General features: G+C 58.9%; 13 protein-coding genes and 2 pseudogenes. 10 read left to right on the top strand and 5 right to left on the bottom strand.

What is annotated here, in order from left to right; genetic code table 11:
- Positions 1-58: 58 nt before the first annotated feature.
- Together WCE05_RS00375 and WCE05_RS00370 are read left to right on the top strand one after the other, a co-directional pair.
- Positions 59-481, top strand: a complete 423-nt coding sequence (locus WCE05_RS00375; protein WP_368815262.1) for a MerR family transcriptional regulator — start codon at positions 59-61, stop codon at positions 479-481.
- Positions 481-1230, top strand: a complete 750-nt coding sequence (locus WCE05_RS00370) for an SDR family NAD(P)-dependent oxidoreductase (protein ID WP_368815260.1) — start codon at positions 481-483, stop codon at positions 1228-1230. Before WCE05_RS00375 ends, WCE05_RS00370 begins: the two co-directional genes overlap by 1 nt.
- A 51-nt stretch (positions 1231-1281) precedes the next feature.
- Here WCE05_RS00370 and WCE05_RS00365 read toward each other — a convergent pair whose 3' ends face one another.
- Complete coding sequence (locus WCE05_RS00365) at positions 1282-2259, bottom strand: alpha/beta fold hydrolase (RefSeq protein ID WP_368815259.1); 978 nt, start codon at positions 2257-2259, stop codon at positions 1282-1284.
- A gap of 443 nt (positions 2260-2702) precedes the next feature.
- On the opposite strand from WCE05_RS00365, the gene WCE05_RS00360 reads away from it, so the two are divergent.
- The 3 genes from WCE05_RS00360 to WCE05_RS00350 all read left to right on the top strand — a co-directional run bounded on the left by WCE05_RS00360 (position 2703) and on the right by WCE05_RS00350 (position 6843).
- Positions 2703-4091 (top strand): DUF4041 domain-containing protein, encoded by a 1389-nt coding sequence (locus WCE05_RS00360; RefSeq protein WP_368815258.1) that lies wholly within the window; start codon positions 2703-2705, stop codon positions 4089-4091.
- Between the two features lie 98 nt (positions 4092-4189).
- On the top strand, positions 4190-5914 hold the full coding sequence (locus WCE05_RS00355; RefSeq protein WP_368815257.1) for an ATP-dependent endonuclease: 1725 nt from the start codon (positions 4190-4192) through the stop codon (positions 5912-5914).
- A gap of 77 nt (positions 5915-5991) precedes the next feature.
- Positions 5992-6843 carry a hypothetical protein gene (locus tag WCE05_RS00350; RefSeq protein ID WP_368815256.1) on the top strand — a complete coding sequence of 284 codons (852 nt, stop codon included), beginning with the start codon at positions 5992-5994 and terminating at the stop codon, positions 6841-6843.
- A gap of 332 nt (positions 6844-7175) precedes the next feature.
- On the opposite strand, the gene WCE05_RS00345 is transcribed toward WCE05_RS00350, so the two are convergent.
- Positions 7176-8546, bottom strand: coding sequence for a transposase (locus WCE05_RS00345; RefSeq protein WP_368815255.1), 1371 nt, complete (start codon positions 8544-8546; stop codon positions 7176-7178).
- Between the two features lie 230 nt (positions 8547-8776).
- Here WCE05_RS00345 and WCE05_RS00340 point away from each other — a divergent pair, with 230 nt between their 5' ends.
- From WCE05_RS00340 to WCE05_RS00330, 3 genes are all read left to right on the top strand, one after another.
- Entirely contained in the window at positions 8777-9010 is a 234-nt protein-coding gene (locus WCE05_RS00340; RefSeq protein WP_116802127.1) for a type II toxin-antitoxin system ParD family antitoxin, read from the top strand.
- 116 nt (positions 9011-9126) lie between these two features.
- Positions 9127-9372: a type II toxin-antitoxin system Phd/YefM family antitoxin gene (locus WCE05_RS00335; protein WP_368815323.1), complete on the top strand. Its 246-nt coding sequence runs from the start codon at positions 9127-9129 to the stop codon at positions 9370-9372.
- 130 nt (positions 9373-9502) lie between these two features.
- Positions 9503-10600: an IS630 family transposase gene (locus tag WCE05_RS00330; protein ID WP_368815254.1), complete on the top strand. Its 1098-nt coding sequence runs from the start codon at positions 9503-9505 to the stop codon at positions 10598-10600.
- Positions 10601-11018: 418 nt separating this feature from the next.
- Here WCE05_RS00330 and WCE05_RS00325 read toward each other — a convergent pair whose 3' ends face one another.
- Complete coding sequence (locus WCE05_RS00325) at positions 11019-11612, bottom strand: hypothetical protein (protein ID WP_368815253.1); 594 nt, start codon at positions 11610-11612, stop codon at positions 11019-11021.
- A gap of 337 nt (positions 11613-11949) precedes the next feature.
- Between WCE05_RS00325 and WCE05_RS00320 the strand changes: the two genes are divergently transcribed.
- Positions 11950-12693 (top strand): hypothetical protein, encoded by a 744-nt coding sequence (locus WCE05_RS00320; protein WP_368815252.1) that lies wholly within the window; start codon positions 11950-11952, stop codon positions 12691-12693.
- A gap of 357 nt (positions 12694-13050) precedes the next feature.
- A pseudogene (locus WCE05_RS00315) lies at positions 13051-13167 on the top strand (AraC family transcriptional regulator); the annotation flags it as partial.
- A gap of 208 nt (positions 13168-13375) precedes the next feature.
- Here WCE05_RS00315 and WCE05_RS00310 read toward each other — a convergent pair.
- Both WCE05_RS00310 and dkgB read right to left on the bottom strand, forming a co-directional pair.
- A pseudogene (locus tag WCE05_RS00310) lies at positions 13376-13812 on the bottom strand (tyrosine-protein phosphatase); the annotation flags it as partial.
- Positions 13813-13954: 142 nt separating this feature from the next.
- Positions 13955-14758, bottom strand: a complete 804-nt coding sequence (gene dkgB / locus WCE05_RS00305) for a 2,5-didehydrogluconate reductase DkgB (RefSeq protein WP_368815250.1) — start codon at positions 14756-14758, stop codon at positions 13955-13957.
- Positions 14759-14929: the final 171 nt, after the last annotated feature.

The raw sequence follows: 14929 nt of genomic DNA, 5'->3' as shown, positions 1-14929 counted from the left end.
GGGGGCTTGACCTTGACACTAGCGTCAAGCCCCCAGAGTTCTCCCATCGGAGGTCAACATGCAAATCGGAGAGCTGGCCTTGCGCGCCGGCGTCAGTACACGGGCGCTTCGCCATTACGAGTCGCGGCAACTGATCGAGTCGTCGCGGCTGGACAATGGTTATCGCGACTATGCCTCGTCCATGGTGCAGCGCGTGCTCTGGGTTCGCGAGCTGCTCGAATGCGGCTTCAGCACCCGGCAGATCCACGGCCTGCTGCAGTATCTGGAGGAGGAGGAAGATAGCGAGGGCTTCCTCGCCTGCCTGCAGCAGCACCTGGAAAAGCTGGTAGCGCTGGATGCACTCCAGGCGCAACTGGCCGAGCGCCGCGAGCGCCTGGCGGAAAAGATCGAGCGTTATCTGCCCCTGCACGAGAGCCTGGTGCGCGCCCCCGATCTGCGACCTCCCGAACGAGCTCATGCACAAGCCACGTTGGAGAGATGATGGGAAAGCTAAGCAACAAGGTCGCCCTGGTCACGGGCGGCAACAGCGGTATCGGACTGGCCACCGCACAACGATTCGCCCTGGAAGGCGCCGAAGTGGTCATCACTGGGCGCCGCCGGGATGCGCTGGAGGAGGCGGTCGGCCTCATCGGTGAAAGTGCCGTTGGTATCTGCGCGGACGCCAGCCGGCTGGCGGATCTGGACGCGCTATATCAGGAGGTGGGCGAGCGCTTCGGTCGCCTCGACGTGTTGGTCGCCAATGCCGGCATCATTCGCCCGGCTCCGGGTGATCAGGTTGACGAACAGCAGTTCGACGAGCAGTTCGACATCAACGTCAAGGGCGTCTTCTACACCATCCAGAAAGCGCTGCCGCTGCTGCGCGATGGCGGCTCCATCGTGCTGGTGTCGTCCATCGCCCACCTGAAGGCACTGGATGCCCACGTGGTTTATGCGGCGACCAAGGCGGCGGTGCGCTCCTTCGCCCGCAGCTGGGCGGCGGAACTCAAGGGTCGCAACATCCGCGTCAACTGCCTGAGCCCCGGTCCGGTGCTGACCCCAATCATCGGCAAGATGGGGATCGGCGAGGCGCAGTTCAGCGCTTTCGAAAAGCAGCTAGCGGGGCTGATACCGCTGGGCCGTCTCGGCCGTCCCGAAGAGTTGGCGAACGCGGCGCTGTTCCTCGCATCCGACGACAGCAGTTTCGTCACTGGCGTCGACCTGTGTGTCGATGGCGGTTTGTCGCAGCTCTGAACCGAAAAAGGCCCGGTGCGAACGCGCCGGGCCTTTTGCGTTATGCCGCCGTCAGCTTTTGATGAAGGCCAGCAGGTCTGCGTTGATGGTGTCGGCGTGGGTGGTGCACATGCCGTGGGGCAGGCCGGGGTAGGTCTTCAGGGTGCCGTGCCGCAGCAGCTTGATCGAGAGCCGCGCGGAGTCGTCGATGGGGACGATCTGGTCGTCTTCCCCGTGCAGCACCAGGGTCGGCACCGCGATCTTCTTCAGATCCTCCGTGAAGTCGGTTTCCGAGAAGGCTGCAATGCAGTCGTAATGAGCCTTGGCGCCGCCGTTCATGCCCTGGCGCCACCAATTGTCGATCACCGCTTCGGAGACCTTCGCACCTGGCCGATTGAAGCCGTAGAAGGGGCCTGCTGCCACGTCGCGGTAGAAGTTCGAACGGCTGGCGGCGAGTGCCTCGCGGAAGCCGTCGAAGACCTTCAGCGGCAGCCCGCCGGGGTTCTTCTCGGATTGCAGCATGATCGGCGGTACAGCGCCGATCAGCACTGCCTTGGCAACGCGGCCGGCACCATGGCGCGCGACGTAGCGGGCGACCTCGCCACCGCCGGTGGAGTGGCCGATGTGCACGGTATTCTTCAAGTCCAGGTGCGCCGCCAGTTCCGCCAGGTCGGCGGCGTAGGTATCCATGTCATTACCGTGCGCCGTCTGTGTGGAGCGGCCATGGCCACGGCGGTCATGGGCGATCACGCGGTACCCCTTGGCGAGGAAGAACAGCATCTGATTGTCCCAGTCGTCCCCCGAGAGCGGCCAGCCGTGGTGGAACACGATGGGCTGCCCGCTGCCCCAATCCTTGTAGAACAGTTGGGTGCCGTCACGCAGTGTGAGGTATCCCGACCCTTGCTCCTTGCGGCGTGCGCCCGTGGCGGCCGGTGCCTGGGCAGCGCTCGCCTGGCTCGCCAGCATGGGGACGGCAACCGCCAGGGTCGCGGCGGCTACGCTCGCGCTCATCAGGGCGCGGCGGGTGGTTCCTTTGGTCTCGTCGGTCATGGTGAAAGCTCTCGTCAGGGTACCGCTCGCGCGGCGAATGGGGACCGGTCTAATCCTGGAATCGATTCGACTTTGCGCTCGTTCCGAATGCCGGATTGCCGGTAGACAAACCCTATTCGCTGGCTTGGGGCCTACACCATCGTCCATGGGTATCGCACATCCATACCTAGGTTTCACGGATGAACACTATATGGCTAGAGCTCGTCGGTTTACCGAACGGAGATCCTTGGGGGCTGGAAGCGATGCAGCACAGATGTGCTCAGTTTTCGAAGAGTTAAGCGGGAGTATTGGTCTGCTACCGACCAGAAGCGGCCCTTCATGGCCGACAGCAATCGACCGTAGACGGTTGCGGTACAGCTACTGCGGCGCGGTTGCGCTATAAAGGCTTCCGGGTTGGCGTTCAGAACTGAGCAACCTTCGATTCAGCAACGAGGAAGGAACCTATGCCCCTTAGTGACTATTGGAACGGTCCAGCACACCGGCAGCGCGCGGATGATCTAGACGTCCAACTTACGGATCTTCAGGCGCGCTATGCGCAGCTGCAAGCACTCAATAGGAAGATCGGCGCCATGGACGCCCTGGAAGTCCAGAAGCTGATTGAGCAAGAGAAAGCGAAGCTTGCTGCAGTGCACCAGGAAATCCAGTACGCCGAGCAAAACGTAGCGGCGCTTGCACAACGTTCCTCTGATTTGCAAGGGCAAATCCTCGTATGGGAGGAGACGCTGCTTCTGGAAAGCTTTGCGCTCTATGAGCCCAAGTTCAAGCTGAATGCCAGTCATGAATACAAGTCCAGACTGGACGGTGTCCGTGAACACCAGAAGGCGATGGTGAAGGCAGGAACGGCTGCTACCGGGAACATGGCTTGGACGGTTAATGGCAGCCAGGCTCAAGGACGCAAGCTCGTAACGGACATGATCAAACTGGTAATCCGGTCGTTCAACAACGAAGCAGACTATTGCGTGGACAACGTCAAGTTCGACAATGTCGAGCTGGGCGAGAAACGAATTCTCAAGTCGTTCGAAGCCTGCAACCGGCTAGGCAAGATTATGGACGTAGAAATCTCGCGCAAATACCTGAGCCTCAAGATCGATGAACTGCATCTTGCCCACGAGTTTCAGATCAAGAAGCGGGAGGAAAAGGAAGAGGCGAAGCGAGTTCGAGAGGAACTGAGAGAACAGCAGAAACTTGAGCAAGAGATTCGTGCGGCCCGGGAGAAAATCGCCAAGGAGCGCAAGCATTTCGCGGCCGCCATACGCGACCTTCAGGCTCGTCTAGAAAAAGTAGAGTCCGAAGAAGAGCGTGCTCCCCTCTTGGCGAAGCTGGCTGAAATTGAAGCAGGACGAGCAGAGTTGGAGAACGAAGAGAAGCTTATTGACTATCGCGAGCTGAATGCGAAGGCGGGCTATGTGTACGTGATATCCAACGTAGGGGCATTCGGGGAAGGGGTATACAAGATCGGCATGACCCGCCGCCTGGAGCCTATGGACCGCGTCGATGAACTGGGTGACGCATCAGTGCCATTCTGGTTTGACGTGCATGCGATGGTCTTCTCTGATAACGCTCCTGCATTGGAAGCGAAGCTGCACGAACGCTTTGCAGCAGGTCGACTGAACAAGGTAAATGGGCGCAAGGAGTTCTTCCGTGCGGACATTGCTGAGATCGAGTCTGTTATCCGAGAAAACTACGACGCCGCCGTCGAGGTCACACACGAAGCTCCAGCGGAGCAGTATCGCGAAAGTCTGCGCATGGCAATGCCCAGTGCTGCGATTCAGAAATCAGAGCGAGCTTCGGCTCAGAGCATAGGCTGGGGATGTCTACCGGAGCGGGGGTAGTCCAGCTTTCTGTAATGGCTGTCCATGCAAACGGGGTAGAACACTATTAAGTATCTACGAAACTAAAGGCGATTCAGTTACTACAAGGAAGCAATGGCATGAAACTGCGTCACCTACGCATTCATAACTTTCGGTCGATCATTGATGCAGAGATTGAGGTTCACGACTACACGATGGTGGTTGGGGCTAACAATGCCGGGAAAAGTAACCTCTTCGGGGCGCTCAGAGCCTTCTATGAGGATATCAAATGGTCAATTGATGACTTCCCCAAAATCGGAGCGGCAGATGATGAGTCTTGGATTGAGCTCACCTTTCTACTGGACGAACAGGAGTGGGCCGGACTCGCAGAGAAGTACAAGGAGGGTGTGGACAATCAGAGACTTTCCGTCCGTCGGTACTTTGCTTCCGGTTCTAGGGAGGTCAAGAGTAACCAGAGCAACATCCACGCAATCGTAGGTGGCGTCCCTGAGAAGGAACTCTTTTACGGGGCTAAGAACGTCGGCACCGCCAAGGTTGGTCGGCTGATTTACATTCCAGCTCTAACAACGCCCAACGAGCAGATGAAGACCTCTGGGCCATCCCCCCTCCGGGACATGCTCAATTTCATGTTCAAGCAGCTTGTGGCGAACAGTGATGCCTACAAAGCTCTGGAGAACGCTTTCGGAGCCTTGAACGACGAAGCTCGGGGAGACGAGGGGTTTCTCTCAAAAATCTCAGACCCTATAAACGAAGCGATTTCTCACTGGGGGGTGAGATTCGATATGGGGGTAAACCCCATTTCTCCTGAAGAAATCACCAAGAACCTTGTAAAGCACGGATTCGTTGATGCAATGCTCGGCGATACGGTCTTTGCGCTTGAACGATACGGACACGGCTTTCAGCGCTCATTCCTGTATGAGCTGATCAAGCTTGCACCGAACTTTATCGAGACTAAGTCAGGGGGCAAAAAAGAATTCGACCCTGATTTCACACTGATCCTATTCGAGGAGCCGGAAGCGTTTCTCCATCCCTGTCAGCAGGAAAGCATGGGGTACAACCTGCGCCGCCTCAGTGAAGGGGCCGGGCAGCAAGTCTTGATAACCACCCACTCATCGACATTTGTTGGCAAGGCGGCAGATGACCTTTGCCAGATCGTTCGTGTACAGCGTAGGGATGGAGTTTCAGCAGTTGCTCAAATACCGCGAGATCAGTTGGCCAACGTCTTGGGTGAAGGGGCGAGCTTAGTCAATGCGCTTGATGCATTTGTAGCAGATGCCAACATTGGCGAAGGGCAGAAGGCGGAGGCAAAAAGGCTACTTCAAAGTGCCCCCGACGACCAAGAGATAGCGGCTCAGGAAGAGCGCTTCCGGTATCAGCTATGGCTGGACTCTGAGCGAGCGTCAATGTTTTTCGCCGAGCGCATCCTGCTCGTGGAGGGGGCAACTGAAAAGGCGCTATTCACCTATTTGTTGGCAAGGGATTGGAGCCACCTTGCCCACCATCGCATCGCAATCGTCGACGTGTTGGGCAAATACAATTTCCATCGCTACATGGCACTTCTGGACGGCTTTTCGGTGCCCTACGGCCTGATGCTCGATGACGACGACGACAAGAACCACCACAAAGCCATCAACGAAATGTTGATCAGCCGAGCGGTCGGGAACTGCTTGGCTGACCCAGTGCTCCTCCCCGGCTGCATGGAGAATTTCCTTGGCACGGATCTTCCAGGACGGGACGACAAGAAGCCGGTTGAGATACTCAAGGCGTTAGAGAGCAAGCAGCTCCCAGAGCATAAATTAGAGGAGCTTCAACGCATCTTTTTGAAAGCCCTTGCATTGAGCTGAGGTAGGCATCTGCATGTGTGAACAGTTAGTGATCCGGGGATTGGCGTTGGGAATAGAGTGCTTCTGAGGGGGAGACTATGGGCTATTTGCTCGACGAGCGCGTCGCACTGTTGCGCGATATGGAGAACGGTGCGGGAACACCTGACGACTTCGGGTTGCTTAACGCCTGCATACACTGCTTGCAGCCTAGCGAAGCAACTTCCTTGCTGAGTCAGGAGGCCGAGAAATCCTCCAGGCTTCGTAATGGACTCCTCAGAAAGGTTGCCCAAGATCTTCGAGCGTCGCCGTCTCTAGAGCACTCCGAGCTGGCAGAGCGCCTGATTATGCGGCTGGGACAAGCAGACGCCCGTGGTCGACAGGGGGTCGGCTACTGTCTGTCCACGTTGCTACCGGATTTACCGACGGAAGTTCAACGTAGAGCACAGCTTGCATTCCTTCGCTCTCGCTTTGTTGGGCTACGTAGACGGGGCTACAAGGCTATCGCTGCCGACCCAACACCACAAATGGATTTTTTAATGGAGGCGTGGGCCGCATTTCAGGATGCTGAGTGTGCATGGTTGCTGGTTAAGCTTCTATCCCCTCAAGATCTGGCAGTCATGAAAGAGGGAATCCTGCCGCGTCTTTCGGAAGGTTGGCAGATTTCACGCTTGTACCTCCGTATGTCTGAGGTTGATCTATCGGCAGTGGAAGAGCTCAACAAAATAGATGGAATCGCTTACAGCTACGTTCTTGCCAAGCTTGGGCGTTCTGTTTCGATCGAGCAGGCGAAAGCTCTCATCGCAAGATACGAAACGGACGAACGCTTGGGGCTATTGGTCTGGTCAATCGGGCAGATGCAGCTCTGGGATGCATTGGTCTGGTTCAGAGGTCGTTTAGCTGAGGTGCAGCAGAAGAGACATGGTGATCTCATGGCTAAGTTGGGTGCTTGATTAACCTAAAAGCTTGCTCGGCACGGACGTCTTGATCTTCTCCAAAGCTTTGGAGGCAAAGGCATATCAGTGACGTGGCAACGCGACCTACATTGCCAGCGTCCGCGAGAAGAACCTCCGTAAGAACGAGTTGTCCGCCTGTTTCCCCAGACTTGAAGGTCTGCTTCTGGCCGATTCTGTTGAAAAAGTAGGTTCAGCGGCAGCCAGACGGTCGGGTGTGCCTGCAGTTGAAGTGGCTGCAAGCCACTTCAAGTTGCCTTTCGGCGTTTCACTGAGCGTCCGTGCTCAGGTTTGAGGGTTAATTCGAGGGTTTCTGCTCGCCGCAGGCGTGCCTACCCCGTGAGCGGTGGCCCTTGAGGCAAAATCTTGGCCATGCGGCGCAGGTTCTGCACCGTCGCCGCCAAGGTGAACTCATCAGTGGCACCCGTCAGGCCACGCAGTCGTAAACGGTCGAGTTTCATGATCCGTTTGAGGTGGGCGAACAGCATCTCCACCTTCTTTCGCTCGCAGCGAGAGACGAGGTATTCCGGTGTCTTGGCGATACGTCGAGCCACGTCGCGGGCAGCCTCATGGATGCTGCGAACGATCTTGCGGTTCGGCGTGTTGGGGCAGCACTTGGCTTTCAGCGGACAGGTGGTGCAGTCGGTTTGGCTGGAGCGGTAGATGATGGTGTTGGCCTTGGTCACCCGCGATCTTTTCTGGGTGAAGGCGCGCCATTCACTGCGTAGCGGTTTGCCGGCTGGGCAGCGGTATTCATTGGCGTCCTGATTCCAGTGGAAGTCGTTACTGGAGAGGCTGTCGTCCTTGCGCTCGGTCTTGTCCCACACCGGCACATGCGGCTCGATGTCCTTTTCTTCGACCATCCAGGCCAGCATTGGAGCTGTGCCATAGGCGGTATCGCCGATGAGGCGCTCTGGGGTGAGGTCGAACTGCGCTTCGACGCGCTCGACCATCGTTTTGGTCGACTCGACTTCGGCGGTCCGATGCGCCGGCGTGGCTTCCACATCCAGGATCACGCCGTGCGCGGTGTCGATCAGGTAGTTGGTGGCGTAGGCAAAGTAAGCCGGGCCGCCTGGCGCTGCTGTCCAACGGGACTGCGGATCGGTGAGCGAAATCTTCTTGGGCAGGGCTTCGGCCAGCGCCTCCTCATCGAGGGCTTCGAGGTACTCGCGCACGGCGCGGGTGCTGAGCGCCGGATCGCGCCAGTCGACTTCATCGCCCGCCACCCCACGTTGCCGGCTGGCATCCGCCTTGATGATGCTGGCGTCGACAGCGAAGCCTTCGCCTTTGACCAGGCCGGCCACCATGCAGCGGCGTAGCACCTCATTGAACAACCAGCGGAAAAGGCCGCTGTCACGGAAGCGGCCGTGGCGATTCTTCGAGAAGGTCGAGTGATTAGGGACTTCGTCCTCCAGGCCCAGCCGGCAGAACCAGCGATAGGCCAGGTTCAGGTGCACCTCTTCGCACAACCGCCGCTCGGAACGGATGCCGTAGCAGTAGCCGACGACCAGCATGCGCACCATCAATTCCGGGTCAATCGAGGGGCGCCCTATGGGGCTGTAGAAATCCACTAGGTGGGCGCGCAGGTCACTGAGATCCAGGCACTGGTCGATGCTGCGCAGGAGGTGTTGCGGCGGGATGTGCTCTTCTAGATTGAACGAGTAGAACAGGCGCGCCTGTCCTCCCGGTAACTGCCCCATCATGCTGCCTACCCCCACGCTCGCTGAGCGCGTGATTTTGCCGGCGGCATGGGGCAGCAGCTACTTTTTCAACAGAATCGGCCGGTTGCTGCCGGTAGCGAGCTGCAGCTTTGGGGCGATCTCTGCTTATTACGGCTGTTTCTTATTGTCGCAATTCGACACTGTGTTGTGACCTGACGAGGCAGAGCTAGAGGTGTATACTTTGGCAAGTTTTGTCAAAGGCGGACGAAACCATGAGTACCATGAACATCTCCCTGCCGGACGCCCTCAAGACCTTTGTTGATGACCAAGTCAGCCAGCGAGGCTACAGCACCAGCAGCGAATATGTGCGGGAGCTGATTCGCAAGGATCAGGATCGGCAGCACCTGCGTGGTCTGCCGCTGGCTGGGGCTGAATCGGCCCCCACTGCTCCTGTGGATGGCGACTACTTCGAATCCTTGCGCGTCAGGGTTCGAAAGTCTCTATGATGATGGTCAAGCTTGTCACTCCATTGGTACTTGTCAGCCGGGGGGGAGGCGCTGTCAACTCTCCACGCAGCCTTGATATGAAGGGATCAGCGTTCGGCTATAAAAAGAGCTTTATTGTGCAAAATGTCTTAGCCAACGTTATGGTCAGCATTTCTGAGTTGAAGAAGGATCCGTCAGCAGTCATCGCTGAAGCAGATGGTATGCTGGTGGCCGTTCTCAACCATAACCGTGTGATGGGCTACTTAGTGCCTGCCAAGCTATACGAGCAGGTGACGGAGCGCCTGGAAGACTTGGAGTTGATCGAAGTGATCAAGGCACGCTCTGGCGAGCAGGGCATTCCAGTGAGTCTGGATGACTTATAAAGCTTGAACTCCTGTCCTGCCGGATCACCGACTTCCTTTTTGGAAGAATCATCCCCTAGTGTTCTGTCTCAAAAATAAATATCCCATTTGAGCTACGCTTCCTTAGTCAGACGGGACGCGGGGTGGAGCTATGAGTTCTCAAGACATCGTGCTAAGTGACGACGAGCAAGTTGAGCTGAACCGACGAGTTCGATCTGCCACCATCAGCCAACGCGATGGTCGTCGAGCACGTGTAATCTTGCTGGCCGCTCAAGGGCATTCACGTAATGAAATCGCTGAGCTGACTGGCCTCTCCGTGGTTTCCGTCACCCGCTGGTGCAAGCGGTTTCAAGCACTGCGTCTTCAGGGTTTGGTAGATTTGCCGGGGCGGGGCCGCAAGCCTTCATTGCCTGCCGAGGCCTTGAAGCGAACACTTGAGCAGGTCACTCAACCGCGCATCGGTCAGCCACGCTGGAGCTGCCGTAGCATGGCGCGTGTCGCGGGTATTTCTCCCGCCAGCGTTCAGCGGATCTGGGCTGCCAACGGCATCAAGCCGCACCTCACCCGCACCTTCAAGCTGTCCAACGATCCTCAGTTCGAAGAAAAATTCTGGGACGTTATCGGCCTGTACCTGGCGCCACCGGATAAGGCGTTGGTGCTCTGCTGCGATGAAAAGAGCCAGGTTCAAGCCCTGCAACGCACGCAACCAGGCTTGCCATTGGGCATCGGCCACATTCGCACGCAAACCCATGACTATGTCCGCCACGGCACGCTAACGTTGTTCGCCGCCATGGACTATCTGCAAGGTCGGCTGATCAGCAGCATCGAAACCCAGCATCGGCATCAGGAGTGGCTGGCCTTCCTGAAAAAGATCAACCGAGAAACACCCAAAGGTCTGCAATTGCATTTGATCGTGGATAACTACGCCACTCACAAGCATCCCGTGGTCAAGGAATGGCTCAAGCGGCATCCACGATTCCACCTGCATTTCACTCCGACCTCAAGCTCCTGGATGAACATGGTTGAGCGCTTCTTCCGGGATATCACCGTTTACCTGCGCGACGGCAGCTTCAGTTCCACACGTGAACTGGCCAGCTCCATTACCACGTTTTTAGCGCTGCACAACGCTCAACCCTGCCGGTACGTCTGGAGCGCGAAAGGTGAAGACATCTTGCGCAAGATCCAGGGTGCCCGAGAGGCCATGGCACGCGAGAACAAAGAGAACGTTTTATCTGAGACAGAGCACTAGTATGGCCGTTGTAGTGCTCTGGAAGGCGTTCTAGTCTCGCCTGGTTCGCCGTTCTTCACCGATGAGGGCAGGCCAGACTACGGGTAGAAACCTGCGTAGGGTTCGCGCAGGTTGGTTTGGGGCTCTGGTTGGCGTTGAGCGGCGAACCCTTCTGCTGTAGAAGTGGGCTTGTCGGGGTGCCAAACCGCCGTGAATAGGCAGTTCACCTGGCTCCCCAGTACACCAAGGGCTGCGCCTTTGTTCGCAGGCAAGCCCTCAACAGCTCCTGTGCCGCCTATGCTTGAGCGTAGGTGGGGCAAGATCGTCCAGGGGCGATGACCAAGCATCTGGTGGCTCTTCGATTCGAGAACACGTTTTGCGATTCAACACTGCTGATCCTGGGGCCGCAGACGCCCCAGGTGTCGAACGATGGGAGGTATCACTTGCCCGATGGATACCAGGTGGCGTAGTTGTGGCTGTAGTCTTCCTCCAGGTCGAGGTCTTTGTTGCGAGCCCCTGGTACCACATCTCTCTGTCGGTCGAAGGCCTCACACAGTTCACGTTCGGCCTCATGACTCACGATGTAGGCCATGCCATGCCATTTGTGGCGCCAGGCGATCAGTTGTGTGCGGGTCTCGATGACATAGACTGGGGCTGCCAGCCGTTCGCGAAGATGCGGGACACGATAGGGAGCATTCATCAAGCTGGGCATGCGTACTTCCTGGCCACGCATGTCCCAGCCGATCCAGTGGCTGTAGAAACGCATACGGCGATCTTTGTGGGCGATGAACTCGTAATAATGTTTGCTTGGCTTGGGCTGCGCCCGGGCACAAGCAAGGCGCATCAGTTTGGTACTGATCTTACCGATACGGTCGTCGCTGAACTTTGCAATCGAGGCAAGGAAGTGGTGATAGTTGTTGAAGCCTATTGCCCTGGCATGGAAATCAAGGCGTTCGGAGTAGCTCAGGCCTTGGTCGGATGAGCGGCGAACGAGGTACTTGAAATGTTCGATGCAATCGGCGGATGCAGACATGACTTTCTCCACAGGCCAATATCGGGAATAACCGATACCCGCATTGCTGCTTGCTTGGCCCTTTCTGGCGAAAATCAAGTTAGGAGATAAATAGGGTGTTCCCCAATGCAGCAGGGTGCCTCCCAAGGCATTGCGGAATGCTAAGTGGCCAATGGCTAGCCTGTCAACCGCAGGTTCAACCCAGTGCCGCTGCTGCGCCCGGTACCGCGATATTCAGGACGCTAATTCTGCGCCATGTCGTTCATCTGGACACCAGCCCTTGCCCCCACCCCAGGAACTTGGCACGCTTTGCCAGCCATTTCGTGCTACCCACATAGCGAAAGAAGGAACCGCCAAGGTGAGTTGGGAAAAAGTCGGGAAATCCCTCGTGGGCCTGCTGGTCGTCGCCGCTTCCGCCGCCGCGCTCTATGCGATGTTCAAGGACGACGACGGCCTGCAGGCGCGCCTGACCTATTCCTACCTGACCTACCCGAGCCAGTTCAGCGAGCGCATCAGCAAGACCAACGAGCTGCTCAAGTACGAGAGACTGCACGCCCAGATCAGGGAGGTCGGCAAGGGCGTGCTCAATCGTCAGCAGCTCGACAAGCTGGTCGACCTGGCCCAGGCGCCTTACCTGCAACTGTTCGCCAAGCCCTTCGAGGCGGGCCTGGTGGATCACCGTACCGGGCTGCTCATCGAGTTGCGCAACAAGGGCGATGCGCCCGTGCGCGACGTGCGGATCCGCTTGCCGGCCAAGGGGCTGGTGCAGATCCGCGACGAAAACGGCAACGACAACATCCTTCAGGAGCCGACCGGCCTTATCGATATCGCCTCGATCGGCCGGGAAGGTCACTGCAAGGTCTGGGTCTATTTCGATTCGGACTACTCGCAGATCCGCCAAGGTGGCATCAGCATCCGGCATGCCGATGGGCTGGCGGATGTGCAGGTCTACCGGGAGTTCGTTGGCTTCCCGGCCTGGGTAGGCAGGTATAGCAGGGAACTGATGCTGTTGCTGGCGTGCCTGTTCATCGGTGTGTTGGGGTTGGGCTACGTCTGCCTGGCGCAGCGTCGGGCGCTTGGCCGTTCCGGTACGCCGTTGTAGGAAACCGTGCCGCGACCGGCTCGAGAGGTTGCCTGGCAGCCTTGCCTTGCGCCCCGTTCCTCGAACCGCCACTGTGCTGACGATGATCATCGGCGGTAGCGCCTGTTGAGTGCTGCGCTGAGGATTATTGGGCAAGGGGCTGCCCGTCACGTGTCTGTCATCCGTGGTTGCTAAGGTGTTGGCGATTTTTCCGTCCAGTCCTGGCCTCAAGGTGACACGCACGGTGTACCCCAGCATGCCCCGCAAGCGGATCATCCTCCGCTGCGCCGATATGTCCAGCGACGCCTTCGGTGCGCTAGCGGTGCCCTGATGCCGCTGCGCCTGCAGGAGATGCTGGTGGATGCCGTGCTGGAGGTGTCGGTGGCGGAGGTGGCGCTGCGACATGGGGTCAGCAATGCCGGCCGGCTTTCACTGTATTTCCAGCAGGCCTACGGGGTGTGCCCGGCCGATGTGAAGCGCGGAGGGCGAGGGTAGTGGAGCGCCAGGCCGCCCCTGCGGGAGCGGCCGGCGCTCCCCGTCAGAATGCATAGCCAGCCGGCGCTGGTGTTGGCGTCGATGAACATGCCACGCTCCAGGCCGTCCGGGGTGAAGCGGGCACCCGCCTTGAGGAACGTCAGGTCGGTGTTCGCTTCGACGCCGGCCCTGCCGATATTGCCCGGCTGTAGCCGAAACCGGCATGGGCGCTGGCCAGTTCGTTGAACAGCACCGCGAACTGGCTGTGCATGCCGGCGTCGCTGACGAAGGCGCGATTGGTCTCCTGCATCATGGTGGTGGCTTCGGCGGCGCTGGAGAACGCGATATGGGTGATGTCCGCGCCCGAGGTGGTGCTGCCGATGATGTCGATGTTCTGGTAGCGCGGGCCGGCCGGCAGGGTGTCGGGCGTGGCTGCGATCTCGCTGGGTGTGCGCAGGTCGTAGACGTCGCTGATGTTCAGGCCGTTCAGCGTGACCAGGTCCGAAGCGGTCGGGTCAGGGCGTTGGAGCGGTAGAACACCCCGGCGCGCATCGTGCCGTCGTGGGCGGTGCTATAGGCGGTGGTGGTGCCGGCGATGTCACGGACATTGTCCATGCCGCTCAGGCGTGGCGTGGTCAGCGGCTCGGCGGCGGCGTGAGGATGAATGCGGGATTCGTCCGTGGCGTTCGTTTTCTGTCCATTGGCGAGGGGCGAGCAGGGGCGTGGGCTGCGTTGCAGCCCCACAAAGTCCTAACTGCCCAGCGAGCTTCAGGCTCCATTACTCAAGGCAGCTAGGGTAGGGAATGCCTCAGTCCCAGGCCGGCGCCAGGCCGTCAGGGCTGACTTCGCGACCGTTGCGTTCGAGCGTGGCGATGCGTGCCATGTCCTCGTCGTCCAGGCGCAGGTCACGGGCGAGCAGGTTGCTGGCAAGGTTCTCGTGCTTGGTGGAGGAGGGGATCACCGCGTAGCCCAGTTGCATCGCCCAGGCCAGCGCGACCTGCGCCACGGTGGCCTTGTGCTTGGCGGCGATGCTGGCCAGCACCGGGTCCTTGAGCACCTTGCCGTAGACCAGGGTCATGTACGAGGTGACGGTGATGCCCTGTTCCTTGAGGAAGGCCACGAGCTTGGCGTTCTGCAGGTAGGGGCTGAGCTCGATCTGGTTGGTGGCGATCTCGCCCTTGCCCACCACGTCGATGGCCTGGCGGGTCAGCTCGATGTTGAAGTTGGAGATACCGATCTGGCGGGTCAGGCCCTGCTTCCTGGCTTCGGCCAGGGCGGTCATGAACTCGCCCAGCTCGACGCCGTTGCCAGGCGCCGGCCAGTGGATCAGGGTCAGGTCGACATGGTCGGTGCGCAGTTTCGCCAGGCTTTCGCGCAGGCTGGGGATCAGTTTGTCGGCAGCATAGTTGTCGACCCAGATCTTGGTGGTGATGAACAATTCGCTACGATCGATGCCGCTCTCGGCGATGGCCTGGCCGATATCGGCCTCGTTGCCGTAGACCTGTGCGGTGTCGATGGCGCGGTAGCCCAGCGCCAGTGCGGCCTTCACCGAATCGATGACAGCCTGGCCAGTCAGGCGGAAGGTGCCGAGGCCGAAGGACGGGATGCTCATGGGATGTGCTCCTGGATGGGGGAGTTGCAGCTTGCAGCTCGCGGCTTGCAGCTATCTCCAGTGTGGACGTTTGGCGGGATGGGATTAAGGCTTGCGGGGAGCAAGGTCTTTTGACTTGGAGTCAGGAATGGCGGGGTTTGCAGGTTGGAAACGAACCGGCCCGCCAAAGGG

It is taken from the genome of Pseudomonas sp. I2 (assembly GCF_040984075.1).
Classification (GTDB): Bacteria; Pseudomonadota; Gammaproteobacteria; order Pseudomonadales; family Pseudomonadaceae; genus Aquipseudomonas; species Aquipseudomonas guariconensis_B.
Note: the sequence above shows the minus strand (reverse complement) of the source record. Positions and strands in the feature narration are given on the sequence as shown.